At 69.7% G+C, this 16550-nt stretch carries 15 protein-coding genes and 1 pseudogene; 10 read left to right on the forward strand and 6 right to left on the reverse strand.

The features are described 5' to 3' along the window. Positions 1–129 precede the first annotated feature (129 nt). On the forward strand, positions 130–561 hold the full coding sequence (locus OV287_RS39170) for a hypothetical protein (protein WP_267539148.1): 432 nt from the start codon (positions 130–132) through the stop codon (positions 559–561). Then, positions 558–2213 carry an apolipoprotein N-acyltransferase gene (gene lnt / locus OV287_RS39175; RefSeq protein ID WP_267539149.1) on the forward strand — a complete coding sequence of 552 codons (1656 nt, stop codon included), beginning with the start codon at positions 558–560 and terminating at the stop codon, positions 2211–2213. The genes OV287_RS39170 and lnt overlap by 4 nt, the downstream gene beginning before the upstream one ends. Positions 2214–2223: 10 nt before the next feature. On the opposite strand, the gene OV287_RS39180 is transcribed toward lnt, so the two are convergent. From OV287_RS39180 to OV287_RS39195, 4 genes are all read right to left on the reverse strand, one after another. Further along, a complete protein-coding gene (locus OV287_RS39180; RefSeq protein WP_267539150.1) occupies positions 2224–2712 on the reverse strand; it encodes a methylated-DNA--[protein]-cysteine S-methyltransferase in 489 nt (162 codons plus the stop codon). Then, positions 2709–4166, reverse strand: a complete 1458-nt coding sequence (locus OV287_RS39185; RefSeq protein ID WP_308809846.1) for an AlkA N-terminal domain-containing protein — start codon at positions 4164–4166, stop codon at positions 2709–2711. Before OV287_RS39185 ends, OV287_RS39180 begins: the two co-directional genes overlap by 4 nt. A gap of 131 nt (positions 4167–4297) precedes the next feature. Beyond that, positions 4298–5191: a formylglycine-generating enzyme family protein gene (locus tag OV287_RS39190; protein WP_267539152.1), complete on the reverse strand. Its 894-nt coding sequence runs from the start codon at positions 5189–5191 to the stop codon at positions 4298–4300. Continuing rightward, positions 5188–6240: an LIC_10091 family protein gene (locus OV287_RS39195; protein WP_267539153.1), complete on the reverse strand. Its 1053-nt coding sequence runs from the start codon at positions 6238–6240 to the stop codon at positions 5188–5190. Before OV287_RS39195 ends, OV287_RS39190 begins: the two co-directional genes overlap by 4 nt. A 68-nt stretch (positions 6241–6308) precedes the next feature. Between OV287_RS39195 and OV287_RS39200 the strand changes: the two genes are divergently transcribed. The 6 genes from OV287_RS39200 to OV287_RS39225 all read left to right on the forward strand — a co-directional run bounded on the left by OV287_RS39200 (position 6309) and on the right by OV287_RS39225 (position 13217). Further along, positions 6309–7946 (forward strand): sensor histidine kinase, encoded by a 1638-nt coding sequence (locus OV287_RS39200; RefSeq protein ID WP_267539154.1) that lies wholly within the window; start codon positions 6309–6311, stop codon positions 7944–7946. After that, a complete protein-coding gene (locus tag OV287_RS39205; RefSeq protein ID WP_267539155.1) occupies positions 7943–9367 on the forward strand; it encodes a sigma-54-dependent transcriptional regulator in 1425 nt (474 codons plus the stop codon). The genes OV287_RS39200 and OV287_RS39205 overlap by 4 nt, the downstream gene beginning before the upstream one ends. Positions 9368–9631: 264 nt before the next feature. Beyond that, positions 9632–10234 (forward strand): hypothetical protein, encoded by a 603-nt coding sequence (locus OV287_RS39210; protein WP_267539156.1) that lies wholly within the window; start codon positions 9632–9634, stop codon positions 10232–10234. A gap of 17 nt (positions 10235–10251) precedes the next feature. Then, positions 10252–10983, forward strand: coding sequence for a hypothetical protein (locus OV287_RS39215; protein ID WP_267539157.1), 732 nt, complete (start codon positions 10252–10254; stop codon positions 10981–10983). A gap of 12 nt (positions 10984–10995) precedes the next feature. Continuing rightward, positions 10996–11634: a hypothetical protein gene (locus tag OV287_RS39220; protein WP_267539158.1), complete on the forward strand. Its 639-nt coding sequence runs from the start codon at positions 10996–10998 to the stop codon at positions 11632–11634. An 86-nt stretch (positions 11635–11720) separates the two neighbouring features. Beyond that, positions 11721–13217 (forward strand): amino acid permease, encoded by a 1497-nt coding sequence (locus tag OV287_RS39225; protein WP_267539159.1) that lies wholly within the window; start codon positions 11721–11723, stop codon positions 13215–13217. Positions 13218–13263: 46 nt separating this feature from the next. Here the strand turns inward: OV287_RS39225 and OV287_RS39230 are convergent. Further along, a pseudogene (locus OV287_RS39230) lies at positions 13264–13735 on the reverse strand (NUDIX hydrolase). A 285-nt stretch (positions 13736–14020) separates the two neighbouring features. Here OV287_RS39230 and OV287_RS39235 point away from each other — a divergent pair. Continuing rightward, on the forward strand, positions 14021–15004 hold the full coding sequence (locus OV287_RS39235; RefSeq protein ID WP_267542620.1) for a hypothetical protein: 984 nt from the start codon (positions 14021–14023) through the stop codon (positions 15002–15004). Between the two features lie 13 nt (positions 15005–15017). After that, positions 15018–15275: an acyl-CoA-binding protein gene (locus OV287_RS39240; protein WP_267539160.1), complete on the forward strand. Its 258-nt coding sequence runs from the start codon at positions 15018–15020 to the stop codon at positions 15273–15275. A gap of 45 nt (positions 15276–15320) precedes the next feature. Here OV287_RS39240 and OV287_RS39245 read toward each other — a convergent pair whose 3' ends face one another. Continuing rightward, positions 15321–16526, reverse strand: a complete 1206-nt coding sequence (locus OV287_RS39245; protein ID WP_267539161.1) for a transglutaminase-like domain-containing protein — start codon at positions 16524–16526, stop codon at positions 15321–15323. Positions 16527–16550: the final 24 nt, after the last annotated feature.

Raw genomic sequence — 16550 nt, forward strand, 5'->3', positions numbered from 1 at the left:
AATAGGAAAATCATAGTATAAGTAGATTCACTTAGGGTGAACGTTTCACCAGAGAACGGCTCCCCCCGGAGAGGCCTTCGGGCCTTGCGCTAGGATGGGACCGCCACTGCCCAGGGAGATGACGACGCGATGAAGAAGCGCTTTCTGCTGGTGGCCGCCGCCTTGCTCGTGCTGGCCATCGCAGTGGTGGTGTCGGAGCTCCAGGAGCCGCCGCGGCACACCCCCGAGCCCACCGCTCCCCTCACCGACGTGGCCGGCCCCGCGCCCGTCGTGACGGTGTCCGCCCGGGAAGAGCCCCTCCCGAGGCAGGCGGAGCGCTCACCATCCGCCCAGCCCGGCCAGCCCCCGGAGACGACCACGCCGAGCCAGGTGCCCGAGGCGCCTCCGGCCCGGGTAGTGCTCCCCGCGCTCATGCCAGATCCGGCCCACCCGCCGCAGTGGACGAAGCCGCTGGCCCTGCCCTCCACGCCCTCGCCGCCAGATCCCTCCATTCCGCCCCCCATCGAGGTGGACCCGGAGCGCGGGCGCCGTCCCCAGGTGGAGGAGCGCCAGGCACCATGAGCAGGAAGAAGGCAGCGGCCCAGCGACGCCGCCAGAAGCTCGAGGTGGAGCTCGCAGAGCAGACCCCGCCCGTCACTACCCAGGCCGAAGAGGCGCAGGCCCCCGCGCACCAGCGCACGCTCATCCTCCAGGCCCTGCTCTCCGCCGCGCTCCTCGCGCTAGCGGCGCCACCCATGGACCTATGGCCACTGGCGCTGGTGGCGCTGGTGCCCCTCCTGCTGGGACTGCGCAACGCCACACCGATGCAGGCCCTGGCGCCCGCCTGGCTGTGCGGCTTCGCCATCAACCTCATCGGCTTCCGCTGGGGCTACATGCTGCTCGACCGCTTCGGCCACCTGCCGGCGTGGGCCCGCGTGCTGGCGCTGCTGTTGCTCGCCGCCTACCAGGCCAGTGTCTTCTCCCTCTGGGCGGGGCTGGGCACCTTCCTCACGCGCTCCGCCCGCGTGCCCTGGCTCGTCTCGCTGCCGCTGGCGGTGGCGGTGGCGGAAAGCGTGCTGCCCTTCCTCTTCCCCTGGAACCTGGCCGTCACCGTGTGGCGAGCGTGGCCGCTGTTGCAGGTAGCCGAGTTCGGCGGCGCGCCCGCGGTCTCCGCGCTGGTGGTGCTCATCAACCTCACCCTCCTGGAGGCTGGGCTGGCCCTCCGGCATGGGCATCCCCTCCCCCGGCCGGTACGAGTGGCGTGCGGGGTGGTGCTCGCGGTGGTAACCGCCGGGCTGCTGCGGGCCATGCACGTGGCGGCAGCGCGCGAGGCAGCGCCCAAGGTGCGGGTGGGCATCGTCCAACCCAACTCCGGCACCGTCACCGCCGAGGATCGCAAGCACCGGGGTGAGCAGTACCTGGCCACCCTGCGTCAGGCCACCCACGAGCTGGCGCGCGGCGGCGCCGAGCTGGTGGTGTGGCCCGAGTCCGCCTTCCCCTACCTCTTCGATCGGCAGCTCACCCGAGAGTACGCGCCTGGGCACCCCTGGGAGCTGCGGCCCGGCTTCTCGGGGACGCTCCTCTTCGGCGCGCTCAGCCACACCTTCGGTGGCGCGCTCGTTCACAACAGTGCCGTCCTGGCCTCGCCGGATGGCCGCATCACCGGGCTGTCCGACAAGCGCCGGCTCTTCCCCTTCGGCGAATACGTGCCCTTCGCAGATCGCTTCCCCGCCTGGGCGCAACGGGTGCGTGCGCGGCTGCCGGACTCACCGGACATCGAGCCGGGGACAGAACCACGCCTGCTGGTGAGCGGCTCCCTGCGGATCGCTCCCCTCGTCTGCTACGAGGACATCCTCCCCAGCGCCGTCTATCCGCTGGTGCGCCAGGGGCCCAACCTCCTCGTCACCCTGGCCAATCATGCCTGGTTTGGGGATGGGGACGCGCCGTACCAGGCGCTCGCTCTGGCCACGCTGCGCAGCGTGGAGACGCGGAGAGATCTGGTGCGCGCGGCGAGCACTGGCGTCAGCTCCGTGGGGGATGCGCTCGGGCGAGTGCAGGGACACACTTCCCTCACTCTGGAACCCGGAGCACCAGAGGTGTTGGCGGGCGAGGTGGCCTTGGTGGAGCTCTTCGCGTTCGGGCCTTTCCTGGCACCCGCCTTTCCCTTCCTGTGCGCACTGGCACTGGTGGTGTTGGCACTCCTCGGGCGCGGGGCACGCTCCAGCGCGAGCTGAGTCAGCAGAGTCACCCTCGTGCCCGAAGCTGCTGCTCATGCGCGAGCAGCCACTGCTTCGTGGGCACGCCCCCCGCGTACCCGGTGAGCGCCCCGCTGGTGCCCACCACCCGGTGGCAGGGCACGACGATGGAAATCGGATTCCTCGCGTTCGCGGAACCGACTGCCCGCGATGCCCCCTCCCGGCCGATGTGGCGCGCGAGGCCCGCATAGGACCAGGTGACTCCCAACGGAATCTCCCGGAGTGCCTTCCACACGGTCTGCTGGAAGGGCGTGCCAACCGGGTCGAGCGGAAGCTCGAAGGACACGCGCTTGCCCGCGAAGTACTCCTCCAACTGGCGCCGTGCCTCCCGCAACACCGGGTGGTCGTCTTGCTCGCTCGCGACGAGCACGGGCGCCCGCTTGTGGTTCTCCAGGTAGATGGCAGTGAGCGCCCCTTCGTTGGCGTACAGCCGCAGAGGGCCTACCGGGCTCTTCAAGGTCGTGGTGTACAGCTTCATCCGCCTGCTCCTTCCGAGAGAGAAGTCCAGAGGTGTATCGCCGCGTACGAGCGCCACGGCCGCCAGGCCTCGGCCCGCGCACCAGCCTCCTTCGCCGTCACGCCTCCGAGTGCCTTGCGAATCCCGAGATCGCTCGCGGGGAAGGCATCGGGCCAGCGCAGCGCCCTCATGGCGACGTAGTGCGCTGTCCAGGCCCCGATGCCCGGCAACGCCTCCAATGCCGCCATCGTCCCGTCCACATCCGCGTGCCGGTCCAGCCGCACGGAGCCCTCCGCCACCGCCCTCGCCACCGCCAGCAGGCTCCTCGCCCGCGCCCCGGGCATTCCCAGCGTCGCCACGTCATCCACCGACGCCGCCGCCAGCGTCTGCGGCAGCGGGAACAGCCGCGAGACCTCCGCATGCGGACCCTCCACGGGCTCGCCGAAGCGCGCGACAAGCCTCCCGCTCAGCGTGGTCGCCGCACGCACGGTGACCTGCTGCCCGAGGATGGCGCGCACCGTGAGCTCGAACGGATCGAACGCTCCCAGCACCCGCAGCCCCGGATGGGCCTGGACGCACTTCGCCAGGAACTCGTCGCGTCCGAGGCACTCGGAGATGACCTCCGGCTGTGCATCCAAATCGAAGAGGGCCCGTAGCCGCGTGGCCACCTGCATCAGCACACCCGCCAGCGACAGTGAGACCTCGGCCAGGAGGGCGGGGCGCTTCGGATCCTTCCGGACCACGAGCCAGCCCGTCTTCCCACCCAGGCGCACCGTGCGCCGATACTCGGAGTCCCCCGCATACTCGACTCCTGGAATGGCACGACCCCGCAGGTAGTGCAGCAACTGCTCCCAGTCGAGCGGCGGACGATAGTCCAGCCGAAGCACGAGCGACCGCGAGCCCTCCGCCCCGTCACTCGCGCGCCTCAGCTCCGACGGAGGCCTGCCGAAGCGCTCCTGGAAGAGCGCGTTGAAGCGCCGGACGCTCTGGAAGCCACTGGCGAACGCGACCTCGGCCAGCGGGAGCGCGGTGTCCTGGAGCAGCTGCTTCGCCAGCGCGAGCCGCCTCGACTGTGCCAGCTCGACCGGCGAGACACCGAGCTCCGCCTCCATCGCCCGGCGCAGGTGCCGGCTGGTGACCCCCAGCTCCGCCGCCAGCTCCTCCAGAGACGACTCGTTGAGAAACCCTCCCTCGATGCGCGAGACGGCAGCGGCCACCAGCCTCGGGACGGAATCCACCGGTGCGCTGCCCGGCGCCAGCTCAGGTCGGCACAGCAGGCAGGCGCGGAAGCCCGCGTGCTCCGCCTCGGCCGCCGTGCGGTAGAAGGCGCATCGCTCTTGGCGAGGCGTCTTCGCCGTGCACACCGGCCGGCAGTAGATGCCCGTCGTCGACACCCCGACGAAGAAGAGCCCATCGAAGCGCCGGTCTCGCGCGGTCAGGGCTCGGTAACAGGTCTCGTTCTCCAGCGTCTCCATCACGAGGCTTTCGTAGCGTGGACGCCCACCCCTGTCTGGCCGTTTTCGGACCCGACCGCGAAAATCGGGTCGCGGGCAAACGATGGCTGGAGGGTGCGTCAGCAGGGCTACACCTCGGGAGCCCGAGCGGCTCACTCCGGCCGCGCCGCGAGTGCCCGCGCCTGCTCGACGCTCGCCGCGCAGCGAAAGCCGAAGTGGTGGAAGACGGGCCGGTTGGCGGGCACATGGGGCCGCCGGTACACCGAGGTCGCATGCGAGGCCGGCCAGAACCACGAGCCCCCTCGCACCACCTTCTCCGTGTGCCCCGAGCAGGGCTCGCGTCCCTCGCATGGGCCCTTCGGGTCCACCCCCAGGCACGCCTCGCCGCAGTCCTTCCACGAGGGCGTGTACCAGTCCGCCACCCACTCCCAGGCGTTGCCCGCCATGTCGTAGAGCCCGTAGGGATTGGGAGGCCGCGTGCCCACCGGCTCCGGACGTCCCACGTCGGCGTGCGTCTTCGAGCGCTGCTTCTTCCCGCAGCTCCGTCCCCGGCTGTCCTGGATGATCGCACGCTCGCAGGTCGCGGGCTCGTTGCCCCATGGGTAGAGCCGCCCGTCCGTGCCCCGCGCCGCCTTCTCCCACTCGGCCTCAGTCGGCAGGTGCTTGCCGTGAGCCTCGCAGTAGCCCTTCGCGTCGTACCAGCTCACCCCGTTGATGGGCTGCCGGGGATTGTCGAAGTCCCGGTAGTTCGGCCCGCCCTTCCCGCACCGGCCCTCCTTCTCGCAGGCCTTGTAGTCGCCGTACGTCACCTCGTGGGTGTCCATGTAGAAGGTCTGCACCCAGACCTCCGCCTGGGGCCTGGCCGGCGCGTGCTTCCCCTGGTTCACGCCGCGCAGAAAGGGGCCGCCGGGAATGCAGGCCATGCCCGACACGGGTGCTTCGAGGCAGGGCAACACCTCGGGAGTACCGGGAGACGGCGCCTGTGCCCCCGCCACGCCCGCCCCCCCGAGTCCGAGCACGAGGAAGAACCACCTCGCACGGCTCACCGCCGCACCTCGCTCCGCCGGGTCCGCGACGACTGCCTCCCCCTTTGTTTCGCCCGCTTCTCCAGGAGCTTCTGCTTCAGCGCCTCGCGCGCCTCGGTGGGCCCGGTGTCGAGCCGCGACAGTCCACGCGCCTTGCCAGTATCCGGCGCGTAGCGGAGCATCGCGCGCACATCCCGCGTCTTCGCGTCCGCCAGCCAGGCCACGAAGCTCGAACCCGACTGGGTGTTGTAGTGGTAGTAAGTGCCCTTCACGTGCGAGATGCCCCGCTGGCCGCTCGTGCGCACCACCACGCTGCTCTCGTCCAGGGGAAGCGCGCGGATGTTGTTCCGGTACTGCGCGTCATAGGGGAAGTACTGCTCGGCGTTCGAGAGGTAGAGCACTCCCACCTTCTTCCCCGCCTGAGCCGCCGCCTGGCCGACGGCGCTCACCGTGCGCCTGGCCGTGAGGTCACCCCGCACCATGAAGACCTTGTTCTCCTGGTAGAGACGGCGGATGTGCGCGTACTCGGCGGCATCCACCAGGAAGCAGGGCAGCGAGGCCTTCGCCATCTGCTCCACCACGCGATCGAGCCGGCGCTCCACCGCGCCGCGGGCGGTTCCAAGAGCCCGAAGCGCGCCCGCACGCTCCTTCCTGTCCGGGTAGCCCTCCTCGATGAGGCGGCGCAACTCCGGACGACTCTCCCGCCTCCACAGGCGGAGGAACTCCTGGGGCGTCTCCGCGGCGAGAAAGACGACACGGTAGATGCGGTGGAGATCCACGATGGACTGATCGAAGTCCATCAGCACGAACAGCTCCGCGCGAGCCCAGGCGCCCAGCAGGTAGTTCTGGTCCGAGCCCACCCCCAGGTAGATGCCGCCCTTGTCCTTCACCGAGTCATGGAAGAGCTCGAGGTGGTCCTCGTTGGAAATCCAATAGTGGCTGTCACGGACGAGCTCGGGCGGGGCGGGATCGGCCGGGAGTTGGGCAAAGGAGGCAAGGGCCGGCTCGCTGGCGGCAGCAACTGAGGTGGCCAGGAGGGTGACGAGGGCGAGAACACGCATCACGGGCATGATACCGCGCCGCGCGTGGTACGCTCTGGGAGTCGTCCAGGGGCGCGCCGCCGCTCCCGGGGGCCAGAATGTCGGCGCATCTCTTCGCCTCATCCGTCGTCGCGCTCATCGTGGCGCTCTTCAACGGCCTGCTGGCCGGCTACGTCCTCGCCTCCGCTCGGGGCGAGCGGCGCAAGCTCTTCTTCGCCTGCGGCCCCACCGGCGTGGCCCTCTTCGCCCTCGGGTGGTTCGTCGTCCTTCTAGAGCCCCGGGCCCGGGAGTCCGTCCGCGTGGCCGTGGGGCTCGCCGCGCTGATGTCCGTCTCTGGCTTCGTCGCCGATGCCCTCGTCGACCTCGGGCCCTCTCGGGCTCGCCAGCGCATCCTCTGGGCCCTCCTGCCCGCCGGGCTGGCGCTCCTCGGGTTCTCGGTCTGGGTGGCGATGGCCTACCAACAACCGCTCCTGGCGGTACTCCCCCAGATGATGGGGCTCGCTGGAGTCGGGTTGCTCGGCGCGCTCCGCCTTGTGCTGTGCCGGCATGAGAACGGCGCCATCCGTCGGCTCTCGCGACACCTGGCGGCGCTCATCGGCGTCTCGCTGCTCGTCTGCCTGCTGCGCACGGTGTTGGAGTTGATCCAAGGCGGTGCCACCGGCAATGGGATGCTCCTGTGCATCGTGCTCGCCGCGGAGATGGCGACGCTCAGCTACACCCTCCACGAGCGGGTTGCCGTGCAGCTCCCCGTCTCCCGGGCCCTCACTCATGCGGTGCTCGCCATCGCCGTGGCCTGCGCCGTTGTCGCGGTGTTTCGGGTGCTTGGCTATCCGGTGGACCTCGTCCAGGTCACCGTCTCCGTGATGGTGGCGCTCCTCGCCGCTCTGCTCTTCATTGGCTTGAGCGAGCAGCTCAACCGGGTCTTCGACCAGCTCCTGTTCCCCAAGCAGGTGCGGCTCTCCGAGCAGCTCTCGGCCTCCCGCGCCGAGACGGCAGCCCTGCGCAGCCGTCTGGAGCGCGCCGAGCGGCTCGCGATCGCCGGAGAGCTGGCGGCATCGGTTGCCCATGAGATCAAGAACCCCCTGGCCGCCGTGCGCGGTTACGCCGAGCTGCTCTCCGGACAAGCCGGGCACGTCACCGACGAGCAGCGCGCCCGCTTCGAGAAGGCGGTCCGCATCATCCGAGAGGAGAGCGATCGCATCGACGCACGGGTCGCCGAGCTGCTGAGCCTCGGCCGGGCGCCGCGTGGGGAGAAGGGAGGGAGTCCGCTCGACGTGTCGCGCATCGTCCTGGAGGCAGTGGCAGTGGCCGAGGGTGAGCCGGGCTTCCCCTCGCTCGTGTCCCGGTTGGATCCAGACCTGCGGGCGGTAGGAGACGAAGACGCGCTGCGCGGGGTGTTGCTGAACCTGTTGAAGAACGCCGCCGAGGCCATGCACGAGACGCAGGGCGGGCGCATCGAGGTCGTGGCCCGAGGAGACAAGGAGCGCGTGGTCGTCGAGGTGCGCGACGAGGGCAAGGGCCTCGAGGCGGTGGACCGCGAGCGGCTCTTCCGGCCCTTCTACACGACGAAAGAGGGCGGGACCGGGCTGGGGCTCGCCATCTCGCGCTCGGCCATTGAATCCGCGGGCGGGAAGCTCGGGCTCGTGCCGCGGACGGACCGCCCAGGCGCGGTAGCCCGCGTGGAGCTGCCCGTGGCGCAACGGGGCCCCGGCCCGGCCAGGGAGGACGTGCAATGACGGTGGATGCCGAGGTGAACGGACCCGAGGTGGCTCTGGTGGAGGACGAGCGCAACCTGCGCGAGCTCTACCAGGATGTGCTGAGCGCGCGAGGGCTGCGAGTCGTTCCGCTCGAGTCAGTGGCGGCCGCGGAGGCGCACCTCTCGCGCCATGCGCCGGACCTGGTGCTGCTCGACGTGAAGCTGGGCGATGGGGATGGGCTGGCACTGCTCGACCGGTTGCGCCAGCAGGGGCTGCGCACGCCCGTCATTGTGATGACCGCGTTCGGCACCGTGGAGCGGGCCGTGCAGGCGCTCCGAGCGGGTGCGACCGACTTCCTCGTCAAGCCCTTCGCCAACGAGCGGCTCGTCTCCGCGGTGGAGGCCGCGCTGGAGACGGGGCGCCGGCTGGTGGAGTTGGAGCTGGCCGCCCCCACGCTCGCCCCGGACACGGACACGGGCCGCGCGCTCATTGGTGCCGATGGAGGGCTGAGGGACGTGGCCGCGCTCCTGCCGCGGGTCGCCGCCTCGGATGCCACCGTGCTCGTGCGCGGCGAGTCCGGCACCGGCAAGGAGCTCGTCGCCCGCGCCATCCACGCTGCCTCGCCCCGGCTCGATGGACCCTTCGTCTCCGTCAACTGCGCCGCCCTGCCTCCGTCCCTGCTCGAGTCTGAGCTGTTCGGCTTCGAGCGCGGTGCATTTACCGGTGCGCACTCTCGGCGCAAGGGTCTCATCGAGACGGCCGAGGGCGGCACGCTCTTCCTCGATGAGATTGGTGACATGTCCCTGGAGGCCCAGGCACGTCTCCTCCGGGTCCTGCAGGAGCGGGAGATCACCCGCATCGGTGGGCGCGAGACAGTGAAGGTGGACCTCCGCGTCATCTCCGCCACCCACCGCGACCTGGATGCCATGGCCGCCAGCGGGCAGTTCCGCTCGGATCTCCTCTACCGGCTCGCCGTGATTCCCATCCACCTGCCTCCCCTGCGCGAGCGGGCACGCGACATCCCTGGTCTTATCGAGCACTTCCTGGAGAAGCACGCGGCACGCAAGGGTCTGCGGCCGCCTCGGCCAGACCCGGAGACCCTGCGCCGCGCCCTTGCCTACCCCTGGCCCGGCAACGTGCGCGAGTTGGAAAACTTCGTCGAGCGCGCCGTCGTGCTCGGCCACTTTGATTCTGAGTCGCTTCGCGCTCCCCTGGCCCAGAAGGCGGCGCCAGTTTCGGCTCCGGCTCCGGCGCAGGCTCTGGTGGAGACTCCGGCGCAAGCTCCCGTCCAGACCCTTCGCGACGCTGTCGCCAGTGCCGAGCGCGCCGCCGTCATCGCCGCCCTCCAGGCCGCCAAGGGACAGAAGACCGCCGCCGCACGGCTCCTCGGGGTGAGCTACAAGACCCTCTTCAATAAAATCCATGAGCACGGCATCCGCGAGGAGCTCCACATCGGCTGAGGGACTCGCCGCTCCGGACATGCCTGTGTAACGCCTTACATACCTCTGTCCCACGGCTCCCAGGTGCACCGCTGTCCCCTCTCCCTCTGGGAGAGGGTCAGGGTGAGGGTCTGCCCCTTGTCCCTCGTGGCTGCGGCGAGGGGAGACACTCAGGCGACCACCCTCACCCCCCGCCCTCTCCCAGAGGGAGAGGGAGCATGCGGAGCCAGGCATGAGGCTTGCTCAGTCCTGGGTCGCGCGATGACGCGCACCTGAGGAGGCCTCATGGGCTCTGCATCTCCCGGGGCGGCGGTCGGCCGCCTGGACCTGGTCAATTCTCTCCTGCGCGCGGTGGACCGGCCCGCCCGCGAAGCACTCGACATGGCCCGGCGCCCGCTCGCAGCCACCCTCGCACCCGCGCTGCTCGGCATCTTCCTCGTCGCCGCCACCTCCGCCTCCGCGGGCTTCGTCTCCCCCGGCGGGCTCCGGCTCGCTCCACGGCTCGATGCCCTGCGCGCCGTCTTCGAGGCCCTGCTCGTCGTCATCCCCGGCACCATCGTCTTCGCCATCTACTTGCGCCTGCGCCTCACCACGCGCGTCCTTCTGGCCGCCACCTCCATCGGACTGCTCGCCGCCGGGCTGGTCGCCACCTGCGTCATGCCCCTCATGGCCTTCCTGGTGCTCGTCTCCCAAGAGGCCCCGCTCATCCTCGCCCTCCCCTCGGTGTTCGTCCCCGGCCTCGCGCTCGCCACCCTGGCGGCCCTGCCAGTGCGTGTCATCACCTCGCTCGACTCCTCGCGAGCGGCCTGGTGGATGTCGCGCGCCTTCGCCTTCTTCCTGGGCGCCGTCTTCCTCCTGCGCGTCCACTCCTCCTTCCTCACTCTCTGATCCTGACGAGGTCTTCCATGGAAGCGATCTCCCGGAGCGTCACCCTCACTGCCGAACCCCTCACGCCGTTCATGCCCTGGTCCGTGGAGGAGCGAGCCCCCCTCCCCGAGCCGGCCCTCCCCGGAGAGCCCGAGCGGCAGCTCCTCGTGGAGCTCCTGCGCGAGCCGTCCGCCATCGTGGAGCGGCTGTTGGATCCTGCGCGGCTCCAAGGCCTGGTGGTCGGCTCGGTGGGAGTCATCGCCGTGGGCACGAGCGTCTTCGCCGCCACCGCGAGCGCCGCGCGCGGCCATGGGGAGCCCTGGGCCCTGCCTGCGGCGCTGGCCTCGGTGAATGTGCTGATGGGGCTCGCAGCGTCACTCGGCCCCATCTACGCGGCGAGCATCCTGGTGGCGGCGCGCGTCCCCATTGCCCGGTTGGTGGCGGCACTGCTGGCCTCGGCGGCGACGGGCTCGTTGTTGCTCGCGGGGCTCGCGCCTCCGCTCTACCTGCTGTGGAGGCTGGATGCTGAATGGGCGGGGCCGTTGCTGCTCACCGCAGCGTTCCTCCTCTCCGGAGCAGCGGCCGGCGCGCGCATCCACCGGCTGCTGAGCTTGTTGGCCGAGGCGGTCACCCGCACCTCGCTGGGCAACGCCTCCGCCATGTTGTCCTCCGAGGACGCGTTCCGCGTGGGCATCCTCGCGCGAGTGTCCTGGATGATGGTGGCGTTCACGTCGGGCCTGGGCTTCTGGGCCTTCAACGCGCTGGGCTGAGGAGGATGGACCATGACGGCACTCGTGATTCTCACGGTCTATGCGGTGCTCGGAGCGGTGGCGGCGGCCTGCGCCTTCGTCCAGAAGCGGGGAAGCCCTCTGGCGGACCGGCTCGGCCAGGCGCTGCTGGCCCTCGCCCTCTGGCCCTTCCTGCTCCCGGTGCTCCTCAGTCCGGGGGACGCAGCCCTCCGCCCGGAGCGGGGCAGCCAGAGCGAGCGAGCCCGGAGGCTGGATGACGTGACGGAGCGGCTCGAGGAGTGCTGGAGGCAAGCGGCGGTGGAGAGCTCGTGGGCGGCGGAGCAGGCGCGCGAGCACCGGCTGCTGGATGGGTTCGTCGGGCGCCTGCGGGCGCAGGAGAAGCGCCTGCTGGAGATGGAGGCAGCCCTGGCCCATGCACCTGCGAGCGTGAAGGAGCGACTCACCCGACTGTACGAGCACGCCGCGGCCGAGATGGAGCACAGCATCGGGCTCGTCGAGGAGCTGGCCGCCCAGCTCACGCTGCTGCGCTTCTCTGGCCTGGGCAACCCGTCCGCCGCCCGCGCCGAGCGCGGTCATATCGAAGAGCTGTTGCTGCGCATCGAGGCGCTCGCGGAGGCCTCTCAGCCGACCCCGAGCGAGGTCCCCCCTCCGCCGCAGGTGGCACGGGCGTAGCCCATCCGCTCGCCGGCGGACACTCGGCGGGCCTGGCGGCCCCATTTGCCTTCCTCGGCTGGAAGGAGCAACGTTGACTGCCTCTCATGGGCATCTGGTCGAAGAAGAGCATCGCTCAATTGCAGGGTGAGGAAGGGCAGGCGCATGAGCTGCATCGCACGCTCACGGGCACCCACCTCATCCTGCTGGGCATTGGCGCCATCATCGGCGCGGGTATCTTCGTGGTGACGGGCACGGCGGCGGCCCAGCATGCGGGGCCCGCCATCTTCCTGTCCTTCATCCTGGCGGGGGTGGGCTGCCTCTTCGCGGGGCTGTGCTACGCCGAGTTCGCGTCGATGATTCCCGTCGCCGGCAGCGCCTACACCTACGGCTATGCCACCCTCGGCGAGCTCGTCGCGTGGATCATCGGCTGGGATCTCATGCTCGAGTACCTCTTCGCCTCCTCTACGGTGGCGGTGGGCTGGTCCGGCTATTTCACCGCCTTCCTGCGCGACTACCTGCACGTGCAGCTCCCGCCCGCGCTCACGAGCGCCCCGTTCGATGTGCTGCCGGGCTCGCACATCCCCCACGCCACCGGAGCAATCGTCAACCTACCGGCGGCGCTGCTGGTGGCGGTGCTCACTGGACTGCTCGTCGTGGGCATCCATGAGTCCGCCCGGCTCAACAACCTCATCGTCTTCTTGAAGGTGGGCGTCGTCCTGCTCGTCATCGGCTTCGGCGCCTTCCACGTGGAGCCCGCCAACTGGAAGCCCTTCATCCCGGAGAACACGGGCACCTTCGGTCACTTCGGCTGGAGTGGCATCCTGTCGGGAGCAGGCGTCATCTTCTTCGCCTACATCGGCTTCGATGCCGTCTCCACCGCGGCCCAGGAGACGCGCAACCCGCAAAAGGATCTGCCCGTTGGCATCCTGGGCTCGCTCGCCGTCTGCACCGCGCTGTACATGCTCATGGCGCTGGTGATGACGGGCCTGGCGCACTACAGCACCCTCAACGTGCCCGAGCCCGTGTACGTGGCCATCGCGCAGGCGGGGCCGGAGCTGTCCTGGTTGCGGCCCATCGTCAGTCTGGGGGCCATCGCGGGCCTGGCCTCGGTGGTGCTCGTCCTGCTGATGGGACAGCCGCGCATCTTCTATGCGATGGCGCGCGACGGCCTGCTGCCCCACTTCTTTGGCCGGGTGCACCCGCGCTACCGCACCCCTTATGTCTCCACGCTCATCACCGGCGTGGTGGCCATGGTGGTGGCGGGGCTGTTCCCCATCGGCCTGCTGGGCGAGCTCGTGTCCATCGGGACCCTGTTCGCCTTCGTCGTGGTCTGCGCGGGCATCCTCGTGCTGCGCTACCGGCGGCCGGACCTGCCCCGGCCCTTCCGCACCCCGTTCGTCCCCCTGGTGCCCGTGCTCGGAATCCTCACCTGCGGCTCCCTCATGCTGGGCCTCGGCGTGGCCACGTGGTTGCGGCTCGGGGCCTGGATGGCGCTCGGACTCGTCATCTACTTCGCCTATGGCCGCAAGCACTCGCGCCCCGGCCATGGGGACACCACGCCCGCCGGGCCTCCGCCTCCCGACCTCGGCGGGCCGCTCTGAACAAGAGGGGACCGAGCAGCCGGCGCGCCTCGATGAAGGGCGACGTTCAGACTTCCTCGTCGGGCAGGAGCGTGAGCAGCAACTCGTCGTCGGGGCCGAGCGGGCGCCAGCCGGGCGGTGGTGGTGTGGCTCGGAGAGCTGCCCGGGCTTGCTTGACACGATCCTTATGCGTTTCTGGGGTGTAGGTCGTCCAACGGGCGAGTGCGTGGGCGACATCGAAGCGAGTGGCGTCGTCCAGCACTGCCGGCCAGCCGTTCGGAAGGTGCTGAGACAGTTCGCGCACGAGTTGCCCGCGCACCAAACGCGTGACCTTGCGGCTTCGCTCTGCTTCGGCGACCAACCCGCTGAACACCTGCACTGCCGCGATGTCATCTTCGCCAAAGCTCATCCGCTAGTGCTACCAGCGAAGCGGTGGGACGCGCCTCGGCGAAGGCGGTAAGCGAATCATAACCGCGCTCGCGGACCCGCTCATACAGGCGCGCCTTCACGTTGCCCTGCCAGGCACGTTCGTCGCTCATGGTCCTCTCCAGCGGGAGAATTTCATCGGGATTTTATCCAGGGCAAGCAACAGTCCCGTTCCCTTTGCCCCTGGCAAGTCAGCGCGCATTGTCCACCCCCAGGCCCTCGGGAGCGAAGGTGCCTGGGCGCAGCGTGCCTTTGCCTTCCGGAAAAAGCAGCGTGCCACCTGTGTCCAGCGCGTACAGGGGCCCCTCGTGTCTAGGCCCGCCCTGGGGCCACCTGTTGACACCCCTGGCGCTTTCGGGAAGGCGGAAGCCACGCGCCGCGCCATACTGCGCGCCGCCATGAATGCCCAGGACCTCCTCGCCCGACTCCAGGACTCCTCTCCCGACGGTCCGTTGGATCGCCTCGCCTCGCTCGTCGTGGAGCACGAGCTCTCCCAGTCCCTCGAGAACCTCCTGCCGCCCGCCCTCGTGGCACGGGCGCTGAGGGCCTCCCTCGAGGGCTGGCTCGCTTCCGACACCGCGGACCGCGAGCTCGCCGCCGCCATTGACCACCTCCAGCGCCAGCTCACCCAGGACCCGCGCACCGTCCGCGAGGCCGTGCCACCGGAGCTCCCCAAGATGCTGGCGGAGCTGGCCAACCGCCGCTACTCGCCGGACCGGGCGCTGGTGCTCGCCGTGCTGGATCGTCCGCCCGTCCGCTCGCTGGCGCGCGCGCTGCTGCTCAACGTGCTCATCGAGTTCAGCCGCAAGGTGAGCGCCCCCGTGACGGAGAACCGCATCGCCAAGGGCTTCTCCGGCCTGGCGAAGTTCGCCGCCGAGCAGGCCAAGGGCTCGGGGGGGGCGCTGGGCGGCATCGCTGGCGCACTCTCCGATGAGATCGAGCGTCAGGTGGAGAAGCGTGCCCGCGACTTCGCCGACTCGGCGCTCTCTGGCCTCTTCCAGCAGCTCGCGGATGCGCTCACCGACCCGAGCCGGGCGTCGGAGCAGGCGGAGATGCGCGTGGCCCTCCTGGATGGGGTGCTGGGTCTGCCGCTGGCGAAGCTCGGACGCGAGCTGTCACGCGCGGACGTCCCTGGCAGCGCAGCGGTGGTGCGCAAGGCGCTCTCCCAGTGGCTCACCTCTCGGGACGCCACCGCGGAGTTGGAGAGTCTGGTCACCCGCGTGATGGAGCAGGGCGGCAAGCGTCCGGTGCGAGAAGTGCTCGAGAAGCTCGGCCTGCTCGACACCTTCCGGGATCTGGGCCGTGAGTCACTGCGGAGGCGGCTGGCGCCGGTGGTGGCCTCGGAGCCCTTCGCGAACTGGCTGGCAGAGTTGATGAAGTAGAGGAGACACCAACATGGCACTCGCAGATGACTTCCGTTCCGCACAGGAGCGCGTGAAGACGCTCAAGACGCGCCCGTCCAACAACACGCTGTTGGAGCTGTATTCGCTCTTCAAGCAGGCCACCGAGGGGGACGTCCAGGGCAAGCGCCCGGGGATGCTGGACCTCACGGGACGCGCCAAGTACGACGCCTGGGCCGGCCGCAAGGGTCTGGACCGTGAGGCAGCCATGCAGCAGTACGTGGCACTCGTGGAACGGTTGTTGCGCGGCTGAGGCTCGCAGAGAGCCCTCTCCAGTGGGAGAGGGCTCATGCGCAACTCACGGCTCCGCCGCGTACCGGATCTTCATCCGATTGAGGGGACCGGCGGCCCCCGCCCGATTCACCGCCCGGACCTCGAGCGTGTTGAACCCCGCGTGCAGCTTCAGCGGCACCGTATCGCCGGGCACCCGCTTCCACTCGCCGCCGTCGACCCGCAGCTCGTAGTAGCTGAACCACGGCATGCCGTGCTGGAGGGTGAGCGTGTAGTCCGGCCGGGCAGCAAACAGGGGCCGCTTGCTCAGGAACTCCTGCTCGGTGGTGATGCGGTGCTCCTGGATGAGCTCAATGGGACGGCGCGCGTTGTTGTACGTGAACAGCACCTGGGTGTGATTGAGCGGGAAGTAGAGCTCCCGCGGGTCATCGGTGAAGAGCATGCCGTCGGCGTGGAACCCTTGGAAGGTCGCGAACTGTCCCTTGCCCTCCAGCGGCAGCATCAGCGTGGCCTTCTTCCCATCCCGCAGGTAGGGGATGTTCATGTAACCGAAGTAGCGGCCGATGAACTCCCGGTACTGCTTGTCGAGTTCCTCCGGCGTCTTCTTGTGGCGCTCGAGATAGCGCGGCGAGGGAGTGAAGCGAATCTCCTCGAACCGGCCCTCCCGCCTGAGCTGGTACATCTCGTGGAAGTTCAGGTACCGCCCCTCGTGGGTGGCGAACATGCTGAACTGCGGGTCGATGAAGATCCACTTGTCCAGAGCGTTGGACCAGACCTCGGACGCCACGTGGGACTGCCCGAAGCCCCCGTAGGCGGCATTCGCCGTCATGATGCCCAGGGTCCGAGACGGGTAGCCCAGCGACAGCAGCAGGTCCGACACCACCGTTCCGTACTCCACGCACCGGTAGCGCTGCCCCTGCTTCACGTTCTGGAGGATCTGATACGACGACGTGCCCGGCGAGGGCTCGTTCATCCCGTCATGGTCCCACTGGATGCTCACCCACTCGAGCGCCGCGAGGATGACCTCCGGGTCGGAGCGATGCGAGAGGTCCACCTGCTTCAGGACGTGCTCGCGGAGCTGGCGGAGCTCAGGGGTGTCAAGGCTCTCGGGCAGCTTCAGGGTGCGGTAGCGGTCATCCAGCTTGAGGTTGGAGGACTCGACGATGGAGATCTTCTCGAGCGTGCCAGGCGAGGAGACGGGGGCGCCAGCGAGTGCGGCCGGCGCGGTGCCCAGCAGTGCCAGCAGGGCGGTGAGGGAAGCGGACTGTCGCATGTCCCCCTTTCTACGACCCCCACG

This window comes from Archangium lansingense (genome assembly GCF_026626635.1).
Classification (GTDB): domain Bacteria; phylum Myxococcota; class Myxococcia; order Myxococcales; family Myxococcaceae; genus Archangium; species Archangium lansingense.

Bases quoted from the DNA above. Each gene is read 5' to 3' on its own strand.
- OV287_RS39205 (WP_267539155.1), top strand. From the start codon at position 7,943: ATGACGGTGGATGCCGAGGTGAACGGACCCGAGGTGGCTCTGGTGGAG.
- OV287_RS39210 (WP_267539156.1), top strand. From the start codon at position 9,632: ATGGGCTCTGCATCTCCCGGGGCGGCGGTCGGCCGCCTGGACCTGGTC.
- lnt (WP_267539149.1), top strand. From the start codon at position 558: ATGAGCAGGAAGAAGGCAGCGGCCCAGCGACGCCGCCAGAAGCTCGAG.
- OV287_RS39225 (WP_267539159.1), top strand. From the start codon at position 11,721: ATGGGCATCTGGTCGAAGAAGAGCATCGCTCAATTGCAGGGTGAGGAA.
- OV287_RS39185 (WP_308809846.1), bottom strand. From the start codon at position 4,166: ATGGAGACGCTGGAGAACGAGACCTGTTACCGAGCCCTGACCGCGCGA.
- OV287_RS39215 (WP_267539157.1), top strand. From the start codon at position 10,252: ATGGAAGCGATCTCCCGGAGCGTCACCCTCACTGCCGAACCCCTCACG.
- OV287_RS39180 (WP_267539150.1), bottom strand. From the start codon at position 2,712: ATGAAGCTGTACACCACGACCTTGAAGAGCCCGGTAGGCCCTCTGCGG.
- OV287_RS39240 (WP_267539160.1), top strand. From the start codon at position 15,018: ATGGCACTCGCAGATGACTTCCGTTCCGCACAGGAGCGCGTGAAGACG.
- OV287_RS39220 (WP_267539158.1), top strand. From the start codon at position 10,996: ATGACGGCACTCGTGATTCTCACGGTCTATGCGGTGCTCGGAGCGGTG.
- OV287_RS39245 (WP_267539161.1), bottom strand. From the start codon at position 16,526: ATGCGACAGTCCGCTTCCCTCACCGCCCTGCTGGCACTGCTGGGCACC.
- OV287_RS39195 (WP_267539153.1), bottom strand. From the start codon at position 6,240: ATGCCCGTGATGCGTGTTCTCGCCCTCGTCACCCTCCTGGCCACCTCA.
- OV287_RS39235 (WP_267542620.1), top strand. From the start codon at position 14,021: ATGAATGCCCAGGACCTCCTCGCCCGACTCCAGGACTCCTCTCCCGAC.
- OV287_RS39200 (WP_267539154.1), top strand. From the start codon at position 6,309: ATGTCGGCGCATCTCTTCGCCTCATCCGTCGTCGCGCTCATCGTGGCG.
- OV287_RS39170 (WP_267539148.1), top strand. From the start codon at position 130: ATGAAGAAGCGCTTTCTGCTGGTGGCCGCCGCCTTGCTCGTGCTGGCC.